The following is a 10,105-nucleotide window of genomic DNA, read 5'->3' as shown; positions in this document are numbered from 1 at the left end:
TCAGACAATTTCCGCGTCATAACCCATGAAAAAATTCGGGTTTTGGGGTAGCAGCGGTATAAAACCAACTGGCTTCTTAGTAAAATCAGTCCTCGCTTTATCTTAACTATGCCGAGCTGCAGAATGTACCCAAGCTTCGAAAGCATCCATGGTTGCGTTTACTTCGCGTGATCTAGGGCGGATCAAAGCGTATGGTGTCGGACCGCTAAGTGTCTTTAGGCTCACTTTGTGCAATGATCCCGACATAATCGCTTGCTCTGCGAAAATCTCAGGCAACAAAGCAATCCCTAATCCTGCTTCAGCAGCTGAGAGCACCATGTCAAAATGTTGCATCTGTGGACCCTGAAAGCGCTTTATTGGAGTAGTCCCTGTTTGTGAAAACCATTCATTCCAAAGCTCGGACCGTGTGGTCAATTGAATAAGTGGATAGGATAGTAACTCTTCACTCGATAAAGTTTGTCCGCGCGCGATAAAGCTAGGCGCAGCAACTACTATGAGCGATTCATCCAACAGGGGAAAAACGTCAGTATCGCTTCGTGCCATTACGGCCCTTTGAATTGCCGCATCAAAAGGGCTTCGATCAAAATCTACAGGATGCAACGCCGAGGCGAGATCAATCGACACATCTGGATGCATCTTAAGAAATTCTGGCAACCTTGGGATCAGCCATGTAGCCGCAAACGTCGGAAGCACCGCTAAACGGAGCACATCGCCGCCTTCACTGAAGGCCATGGCCATCTTCGCAGATCGGTCAAGGGCTTCGAGAATCTCACGCGAGTCGTGCACCATCGCACGTCCCGCGTCTGACAGCAGCAATCGTTTGCGCACGCGGTGAAAAAGCTTCACGCCCAGCCTATCTTCTAACGCGCGGATTGAACGACTAACTGCACTTTGTGTCAAGTTAAGCTCTTGGGCAGCACGGGACACTGATCCAAGGTCTCCGCAAAACACCAATGCACGAAGCTCTTGAACACTAGGCGTGTAACTAGGACGGTAAACCATAATATTCCCAAAACTCATGAAGTATGAATATTCTATTGTTATCTATTATCGGGTGAATTTGCTAGCAGACATCAAGCCAAAAGGACTTTGAAATGATGCTGAAAGCTAAAGACAACCCCGATCTTAACCGCTTCAATTATGAAGACCCCTTCCAACTAGAAGCGCAGTTGTCTGAGGAAGAGCGCATGTTGCGGGATGCGGCAAATGCTTATGCCCAAGACAAATTGCAGCCAAGGGTGATCGACGCTTTTCGCGAAGAGCACAGTGACGCAAAGATCTTTCGCGAAATGGGAGAAATGGGACTTCTTGGCGTCACTATTCCTGAAGAATATGGCGGTATCGGTGGGTCCTATGTGTCTTATGGTCTTGTCGCGCGCGAAGTGGAACGGGTTGATAGTGGATACCGCTCGATGATGTCGGTGCAAAGTTCGCTCGTGATGTATCCGATCTACGCTTATGGCTCTGAAGGACAGCGTCAAAAATATCTGCCCAAGCTGGCCAGTGGAGAGTGGATCGGCTGCTTCGGCTTAACCGAACCAGATGCGGGCAGTGATCCATCTGGGATGAAGACTACGGCGAAAAAATCGGCAAATGGCTATACAATTTCCGGATCAAAGATGTGGATTTCGAATAGCCCTATCGCCGATGTTTTTGTTGTTTGGGCAAAATCGGAGGCGCATGGCGGCAAGATCCGAGGCTTTATTTTGGACAAGGGGATGAAGGGCCTGTCCGCACCTAAGATCGGCGGCAAGCTTTCTCTGCGCGCAAGCATTACCGGTGAGATCGTTATGGAGAACGTCGAAGTCGGAGAAGATGCCCTTTTGCCGAATGTCGAAGGTCTCAAAGGGCCGTTTGGCTGTTTGAACCGCGCACGGTACGGGATCAGTTGGGGCGTGCTCGGTGCAGCTGAGTTCTGTATGGAAGCGGCTCGTCAATACGGACTGGATCGCAAGCAATTTGGAAAACCCTTGGCGCAAACTCAACTACACCAGCTCAAATTGGCCAACATGTTGACCGAGATTAGTCTTGGTTTACAGGCCAGCCTTCGAGTTGGACGCTTAATGGATGAGGCACAAGCAGCTCCCGAGATGATTTCGATCATCAAGCGTAACAACTGTGGCAAGTCATTGGATATCGCGCGTGTGTCACGGGATATGCATGGTGGTAACGGGATCTCTGACGAGTTCCAGATTATGCGTCACATGATGAACTTGGAAACCGTGAACACTTATGAGGGAACGCATGACATTCATGCACTGATTATCGGCCGTTCAATTACTGGCTTGCAGGCGTTTTTTTAGGAGCTGAAACATGTCACCGCTTGAAGGCCTGAAAGTAGTCGAACTTGCACGTATTTTGGCCGGACCCTGGATCGGGCAGACACTTGCTGATCTCGGGGCGGAAGTGACGAAAGTCGAAAGCCCCGACGGCGACGACACACGAACCTGGGGACCGCCATTCATGGAGCACAATGGCGTCACCTCAGCCGCCTATTTTTACGGCTGCAATCGAGGGAAAACAGGGCTGCGTGCTGATCTCAAAACCCCCGAAGGAATTGCCGCCGTCAAAGCCCTTGTCGCAGAGGCCGACATTTTTATCGAGAATTTCAAAGTAGGCGGATTGGCAAAATACGAATTGGATTTCGAAAGTCTCCGTGCCCTGAACCCGCGCTTGATCTACTGCTCGGTGACGGGTTTTGGGCAGAGCGGTCCACTTTCACACAGGCCCGGTTATGATTTTCTGTTGCAAGGAATGTCCGGCTTAATGTCTGTAACAGGAGAGCCCGGTAGCTCACCACAGAAGGTAGGCGTCGCAGTAACCGATATCGTGACTGGCCTTTATGGCACCATCGGAATTCTATCCGCCGTGCAGCAGCGCCATACGACCGGTAAAGGTCAACACATTGACATGTCGTTGCTAGATTGCGCGACAGCTATGATGGCCAATCAGAACATGAATTATCTTGCAACAGGTCAATCACCTACTCGCGCCGGAAACGCACATCCTAATATCTGTCCTTATGATGTTTTTGAGACCGCTGATGGACATATCATTCTAGCTGTTGGCAATGACGGACAGTTCCAGCGGTGCTGCGACGTTCTTGGCCTTTCGTGGCTTGCAAAAGATCCGCAGTTTGAATCCAATCAGCAGCGTGTCAAACACCGTAAAGAGCTAATGAAGACCCTTGCAAAGGCAGTTTTGACTTGGCCTTCAGAAGATCTCTTGGCTGAAATGTCATCGAACATGGTTCCTGCAGGACCAATCAATTCGGTTGGAGAAAATTTGACGAGCGAGCATGCTATCGCGCGCGGGCTTGTGATTGATCCCGAGGGCGTCAAAGGCGTCCGCACGCCAATTATCTTTTCCGATGCCGAGTTAAAACTTAAGCGCAGCGTCCCACGCTAGGTCGCGAAAAAAAGGTGCCCCGCCATCGGGACACCTTAGACTTTTGTTAGCGATGGCTGAAATTACTTCAGAAGAACAGCCAATGGTACGGGCTCACTGATCGTGAAGCTGCCAGTAACCGCTGGCTTGCCATTCGTGATCTCAATGATCTGCATCTCAGCTGTGTTTTGGTGGTGAATTTCACTAGAAAAGCTGCGTGGACCAAAGGCCGTCGGCTCATTGCTCATCTTTTCAAGCTCAGCAGTCACCGCAGAGGCTTCAACTGTGCCGGCACGCTCTACCGCTTTTGCCCAAAGGTCGATCAACAGGTAACCGGGGTAAGCGTAGGTGCTGGATGGACCTGCGCCCGTTGCCGCTTCAAATGCATCTCGGAATTCGTTAACCGCAGGGCGCGTGTCATCGCCATAGATCGAGCCTTGAACCGGAACGATGAAGTTCGACAAATCGGGGGCTGCATCGAGCCAGTAAGACCCATCAACCGCAGAGCCGTTCAGGATTGTGGAATTGATACCCGCCGCTCGGATCTGACGCACAGCAGAAGCTGCGCCTGGGATGTAGGAACACAACATGATCACATCAGGCTCTTTGTCGAGACTTTTGATCCGAGTGATTTGGCTGGCAATAGAAGCATCACCATTGAGGAACGTATCACGACCAACAATTTCGCCGCCCGCTTTCGGGAACATCCAGTCGTAACCTGTGCAGATGCCTTTGTTGTATTCGATTGTCGTATCAAGCAGCACGTAGCCTGTCATGGCCTCGCGCTCTTTTACAGCCCACTCAGCCATCGTCGCGCCTTGGACAGCAGCAAGAATAGAGGCTGAGAAACTATTTGGGCCAACGCCTTGAATGCCAGCCTTAATATCTTCCGCGCAAAGGAAGAATGAATTCAATCCTGCACTTTCAGCCGCCAATGCAGCAGGTGCGCCAAAGTCATAATCGCAAGACACAATCAACATGTCCGCACCATCGTCAACCATCTGAAGACCAGCGCTTGCAGATTGCGCTTGGTCACTCTTGGTATCTGCCTCGATCCACTTGAGCTGTTTGCCCATCAGGCCACCAGCAGCATTGATCTCATCAATGCGAATGCGCGCAGCGGCAACGGCTGGTGCGTCATAAGCTTCGACCCAACCTGATTTCGCAATTGCAAAACCAATTGTAATGTCATCGGCAAACACAGGCGTCGCAAGTCCCATCAGAAGCGTTGCTGTGATAAAGTGTTTCATTGTGGTCTCCTTGTTGTGCAGTTTTTTGGTATTGAAGTCAGCGTTTCCCCAGTCGGAGACGCAGTTCGCGCCCGCCGGTTAGTCCAGCAGGTCGCAGAATGAGAACAAGGATCATGATGATCCCGATGATGATTTCCTGAGCACCTGTTGGCAGGGCAAATGTCGTTTCACCGAACGCGACACCACGTTCTGCGCGCACGAGCGCTTCAATGATAATAGACAGGACCAGCACACCTGTAACAGCGCCAGTTAGGCTACCAATGCCGCCGACAACCAACATTGCGAGAGTGATGAATGTTACGCCTAGATAGAACGAGTTGGGGTTTAGAACGCCGAGCGAATGTCCAAACAATGCGCCTGCGACACCTGTGAAAAAGGCGGAGACCACGAGGGCGATAAGGCGGTGGCGATACATGTTTATGCCACTCGCATCGGCAGCAACTTCATCTTCGCGCGTAGCGCGCAAGGCGAGACCTGAACTTGAGTTTGCGTAACATGCAGCGGCGAGAACCGTTGCTGATGCCCACGCCAAAGTGACCCATTGATCCGCATAGCGCGTAAGCCCGACGACAGACGACGTCGCCCCTGTCACGCCTTCCCAACTTGAATAGATGGTGTAAACAATCGCGAGGAACGCAAACGTCGCTATGGACGCAGCGATACCGGTTAATCGCAAAATTGCGGCTCCCGAGATGAGCGCAACAATTGCTGCCAATAGTCCAGACACGACCGCAGCTGGAAACACATGCCATTCTGCATTGGCCAAGAACGGCCAAAGGTCGGGCAGGAAAAGCCCTTTCATCTGAGGGCGCAGTGTCAACCAAGCAGAGCAATAAGCTCCGATGGCCATGTAGGCGGCATGACCGAAGCTAACCACACCGGAGTTACCCACGAATATCCACAATCCAACAACAAAGGTCACACGGATCAAGGTTTGCGCCGCCATGCGGGCTAAAGATTTATCTCCAAACAGCGTGACCAAGAAAGTGAAAACGATCAATATTGCGATCAACAGAATGGGTGTAGACCAAGCGCTGAGGCGTTTTTGTTTGTGTGTTTGTGCCATGTTCTTACACCCTCGGCTTGGACGAACGCGGCGCGAACAGTCCATCGGGTTTCAGCAACAAAACGGCGATCACAAGCGTATAGAGGAACGCATCCCTAAAGGGGCGCGCTTCAAGCGGAAGAAACCCTTGCAAAATGACCGAAGCCGCCCCGATTAAGAAGCCTGCGGCAACTGCCCCCGGCAAGCTACCCAAGCCCCCAATCACTGTGGCGATGAAGGCAACCAACATGATTTGCCCGCCCATGCGCACATCCGCGACACCCGTCTGCGTGACCATGATCAGCGCGACAGCCGCTGCCAAAGCACCCGACAACGCAAAGGCCCCTGTAATCACAACGTTCGCGCGAACACCGAGCAATCTAGCCATCGTGAAATTCTCTGCGGCAGCACGCATTTCCAACCCGATCCGTGTGCGTTTTAAGAGCAGAGCCAACGCAACAACGACGATCAAGGTCGTCACAATGACGATAATTTGTAAAAGCGGGATCGATGCACCAACGATACTGACAGGTTTGTTCAACTCGGGCCAAAGGCTAACAGCTTTAGGGCGGCTGCTGTAGACAAGCAACAACGTGTTCTGGATCACAAACCCAAGCGCAAAGGAGGAGATCATCATCGCAACAGGGGTCGAATTACGCATGTGCCGGAACACGAAAAATTCCGACGCAACGGCAACCAAGGCACCTATCGATAGCAACATAGGAATGAGCAAAATCGCGGGCGCTTTACCTATGAACATCACTGCAACAGCGTCTGTTGAAGGGACAATCAGCGCGAATACGCAAAAGGCGATATATTCGCCATGGGCGAAATTCACGAGATTCATAACCCCGAAAATCAACGCGATCCCTAGCGCAGCCATGGCGTAGATTCCGCCTAAGCTCATAGCATCAAAGAAAAGCTGTGGAATAGCGTTCATGCTGTTTCCTTTGAATTATCTTGCCCGAAATAGGCTTCGTTCAGCAGATCACTTTCCGCGAATTTTGCAGCATCACCGTCACCAACGACTTTGCCACCGCGTAGAAGAACCATCCGCCCCCCTACGCGGGCGGCGCGCGCTGAGCTCTGTTCGACGATGATAAGTGTCAGGCCGCGATCTTTTTGCAGATTCACAAGCGTTTCGTAGACTTGATCGACGATGTTCGGGGCTAGCCCAAGCGAAGGTTCATCCACCAGCATCAGCTTGGGATTGGTTAATAGACCGCGCCCAATGGCGAGCATTTGTTGCTGCCCACCAGATAGTGCGCCCGCGTTGGAGTGACGTCTTTCGCCAAGGATCGGGAAGCTCTGGTACACCTCCGCAATATCCGTCTCAATTGCGGATTTATCGCGACGAATGCCTGTGCCGACGCGTAAGTTCTCTTCAACTGACAGAGTTCCGAAAATCTCACGGCCTTCTGGCACCATCGTTAGGCCCAAACGCGCAATCGCCTCAGGTGAGCGCCCATTTAGCACATCCCCATCCACTTCGATGCGGCCATGCGACGTTGGCGCGGCACCGCAAATTGCTTTTAACAGCGAGGATTTTCCAGCGCCATTGGGGCCGGAGATGAACAGTCGCTCTCCCTCTTCCACTGTGAAGGAAACATCCGACAGTGCCGGCACTTTGCCGTAACGCACCGCGACATCGAAAACGCCTAACTTAGACATCACGTACCCTCCGTATGTTCAGCGCCGAGGTAGGCTTCTCGCACGGCTTGGCTGCCAAGGATCGCGTCTTTGTCGCCCTCTTCGATCGTCTTACCTGCGTCCAAAACGTAAACATGGTTCGATAAAGACAGCACCAAACCAACGTTGTGCTCGATCAAAAGGACGCCACATTGCAATTCATCCGCAATCCGTCTGATGATCGAGGCCAAATCATTCGCTTCGGCTTCAGACATGCCAGCGGCAGGTTCGTCCAACAAAAGGAAATCAGGCGAAAACATCAGCGCACGGGCAATGCCAACGCGGCGTTCGTCCGTGTAGGGGAGACCCGCCGCTGGCAATTCAGCCAAGTGCGCCGCACCCATCCAAGTCAGCAAACGCATCGCCTCTTCCTCAGAGGCGCGACGTGAATGGCTAAGACCGACGCCCGTCACCGCCAAATTGTCAAGAACATCCAGACCAGTGAACAAGCGCCCTGCTTGAAATGTTCGCGCCAAGCCACGGCGACGAATATTATGTGGTGCCTTGGCATTGATGTTTTGACCATCAAGAATAACCGTTCCAGAGCTCGGATCCTGAAAGCCGGTAATCACGTTCACACAGGTCGTCTTTCCAGCGCCATTAGGGCCGATAAGTCCAACGACTTCGCCTTTTTTCAGCGATATCGAGATGTCATCAAGCGCCTTGAAACCGCCGAATGCAACGCTGATTGAACTTAGTTCTAGTGACAAAACGCACCCCTAATTCTATCAAGCCGAGCCTGAGTGGCTCGGCCTATTCCCAAAAGTCCGAGGCGCTAGGACCAATGCGCGACACTGCGCCGCTCAAAGCTTTCGCGGAACTGCGCAATTGTCTTGGGAAGCGGATCGCCCGTTTCCCAATCCAAAATCACAGCGTAACGGCGCACAGCATCCATCGAGTTGATCTCCCCTTTGCGATACATTTCTGCGATTTCTTCTGGATCAGAACGAGCCCAAGCGACGCGGTTAGCCCGGATGTGCGCGCGCATCTTATCGGTTGCGGCCTCATCAACTTCGTATTCGCAAAGATCTGCATCAATCTCTTTTATGACGACGCCGTAGTCCAGCGCTGCTCGTTCTATTGAGACGTATTCGTCAACAACATCCGTCAGCACAGCCTCGGTTGTGCGTTCCATCGGATCACCAAAACCACCGCCGCCTGCTGTAGGACGCGCGAATTCATCGCCCGAAAACATCGGGAAATCCGAGAAGACCGAGCCAAGCCACTCAGACGTATCTGAGCCTGCGCGCTTAATCGTCAATCCATGAGGCATTGACGGCAAACCACCATCGACACCCCACACAACTGCACGCTCACGATCACAAACATAGGACATGACAGATTTTTCGCTTTCGAGCAGTAGCGAGGTTTTTTGCACACCAGCGCCACCGCGCCACTTACCAGGACCCGCACTGTCTTGTTTGATCTGGAACTCTAGCGTGCGGGTGGGATTGACCCGCTCGTTGCCCTCATTGGGTTGGGACATAAGACCTGTGCCGAAACAGGCGGTGGTTACATCGCTCCCATCCTTGCCACGACGACCGCCCCAACCACCGGGGAGCCATTCGTAAAACATGAAGGTCGAATCCTCTTCGCGACGCTTATCCGTGCCGCCCGCCAAAAGGTACTCAAGGTTGAAAGCACAGGCGATAGCACGTTCTGGGATAATCTCTGACCACATTTCGAAGACCGAGTTCATGATCTTTTCGAAAGGCATCAAAAAGCCTGTGACCGCTACAGGCCATTGTGCGCTCACCACTGAATTCGCAGGTGCCTCAACCGAGATCATCCGGTAGAAACCACTGTTTAAAGGCAGGTCTGGGAAGAAGGTCTTCATCCCTGCAACCACCGCCGAGAAAGTCGCGCCTGGAGCGGAATTGTACATAGAACCAATTGTCGGATGACTACCCTCAAAATCGTAATGAATTTGATCGCCTTTGATCGTCATTTTGATGTGAATTGGGATCATTCCTTCGCCACCAGACGGATCACGGTCGATGTAGTCGACAGACTCCCAAGTGCCATCTGGGAGTGCTGCGATACGCTGACGAACAGCGCGCTCTACGTAATCTTGCACCTCATTCATGCCTTGCTGAACCTGCTCACGGCCATACTTGCGTACGAGGCGGAGAATTTCACGCTCAGATACTTGAGTAGCTTGGGCTTGCGAATGAATGTCACCGATGATCGAAGCAGGATCGCGCGTGTTGTTCGCAATCAAGTTCGCAACGTCCGAACAAAAGTCTCCAGCGCGGAACAAACGCACGGGCGTGATGCGCACCGCTTCACGGAACATATCCTTCGCGGTCACATCAAACGAGCCGGGAACAGAGCCGCCCAAATCTGACCAATGACCGTTGGATTGCGAAAATCCAATTAGCACGTCTTCATCAAAGATTGGGCGTACCAAACGGACATCGCTAAAGTGCGTGCCACCCGCGTATGGGTCGTTGATCGCGTAAACGTCACCGGGCATCATATCGCCCTTAAAGACACGAATAACGTCCTTGCAGGTGAAGTGCAGTGTGCCAACATGAACCGCGATGTCATCATTACCTTGAGCAACCGAATTGCCTTCGGCGTCATGCAACGCGTTAGAGAAGTCGCGGTTGTAGATCACGAACGAATAACAAGTGCGCAGCATTTGCTCCGCCATTTGGTCCACGGAAGTAATGAATGAGTTCTTTAGAACTTCGAACGTAACGGGATCTAGGGCTTTTGAATCACTCATGAT

At 52.2% G+C, this 10,105-nt stretch carries 8 protein-coding genes and 1 pseudogene; 2 read left to right on the top strand and 7 right to left on the bottom strand.

What is annotated here, in order from left to right:
• Positions 1–102: 102 nt before the first annotated feature.
• Positions 103–1,002: a LysR substrate-binding domain-containing protein gene (locus PFRI_RS14240; RefSeq protein ID WP_072631372.1), complete on the bottom strand. Its 900-nt coding sequence runs from the start codon at positions 1,000–1,002 to the stop codon at positions 103–105.
• Between the two features lie 92 nt (positions 1,003–1,094).
• On the opposite strand from PFRI_RS14240, the gene PFRI_RS14235 reads away from it, so the two are divergent.
• Both PFRI_RS14235 and PFRI_RS14230 read left to right on the top strand, forming a co-directional pair.
• Positions 1,095–2,303, top strand: a complete 1,209-nt coding sequence (locus tag PFRI_RS14235; protein ID WP_072631371.1) for an acyl-CoA dehydrogenase — start codon at positions 1,095–1,097, stop codon at positions 2,301–2,303.
• Between the two features lie 10 nt (positions 2,304–2,313).
• A complete protein-coding gene (locus PFRI_RS14230) occupies positions 2,314–3,408 on the top strand; it encodes a CaiB/BaiF CoA transferase family protein (protein ID WP_072631370.1) in 1,095 nt (364 codons plus the stop codon).
• A 62-nt stretch (positions 3,409–3,470) separates the two neighbouring features.
• On the opposite strand, the gene PFRI_RS14225 is transcribed toward PFRI_RS14230, so the two are convergent.
• The 6 genes and pseudogenes from PFRI_RS14225 to PFRI_RS14200 all read right to left on the bottom strand — a co-directional run bounded on the left by PFRI_RS14225 (position 3,471) and on the right by PFRI_RS14200 (position 10,102).
• Positions 3,471–4,637, bottom strand: coding sequence for an ABC transporter substrate-binding protein (locus PFRI_RS14225; protein ID WP_072631369.1), 1,167 nt, complete (start codon positions 4,635–4,637; stop codon positions 3,471–3,473).
• Between the two features lie 37 nt (positions 4,638–4,674).
• Positions 4,675–5,703 carry a branched-chain amino acid ABC transporter permease gene (locus tag PFRI_RS14220; RefSeq protein ID WP_072631368.1) on the bottom strand — a complete coding sequence of 343 codons (1,029 nt, stop codon included), beginning with the start codon at positions 5,701–5,703 and terminating at the stop codon, positions 4,675–4,677.
• A 4-nt stretch (positions 5,704–5,707) separates the two neighbouring features.
• Positions 5,708–6,622: a branched-chain amino acid ABC transporter permease gene (locus PFRI_RS14215; RefSeq protein WP_072631367.1), complete on the bottom strand. Its 915-nt coding sequence runs from the start codon at positions 6,620–6,622 to the stop codon at positions 5,708–5,710.
• Positions 6,619–7,353, bottom strand: coding sequence for an ABC transporter ATP-binding protein (locus PFRI_RS14210; RefSeq protein WP_072631366.1), 735 nt, complete (start codon positions 7,351–7,353; stop codon positions 6,619–6,621). Before PFRI_RS14210 ends, PFRI_RS14215 begins: the two co-directional genes overlap by 4 nt.
• A 299-nt stretch (positions 7,354–7,652) precedes the next feature.
• Positions 7,653–8,081: pseudogene (locus tag PFRI_RS21975) on the bottom strand (ATP-binding cassette domain-containing protein); the annotation flags it as partial.
• Between the two features lie 65 nt (positions 8,082–8,146).
• Positions 8,147–10,102, bottom strand: coding sequence for a hydantoinase B/oxoprolinase family protein (locus tag PFRI_RS14200; protein WP_072631364.1), 1,956 nt, complete (start codon positions 10,100–10,102; stop codon positions 8,147–8,149).
• Positions 10,103–10,105: the final 3 nt, after the last annotated feature.

It is taken from the genome of Planktotalea frisia, from assembly GCF_001890925.1.
Taxonomy (GTDB): domain Bacteria; phylum Pseudomonadota; class Alphaproteobacteria; order Rhodobacterales; family Rhodobacteraceae; genus Planktotalea; species Planktotalea frisia.
Note: the sequence above shows the minus strand (reverse complement) of the source record. Positions and strands in the feature narration are given on the sequence as shown.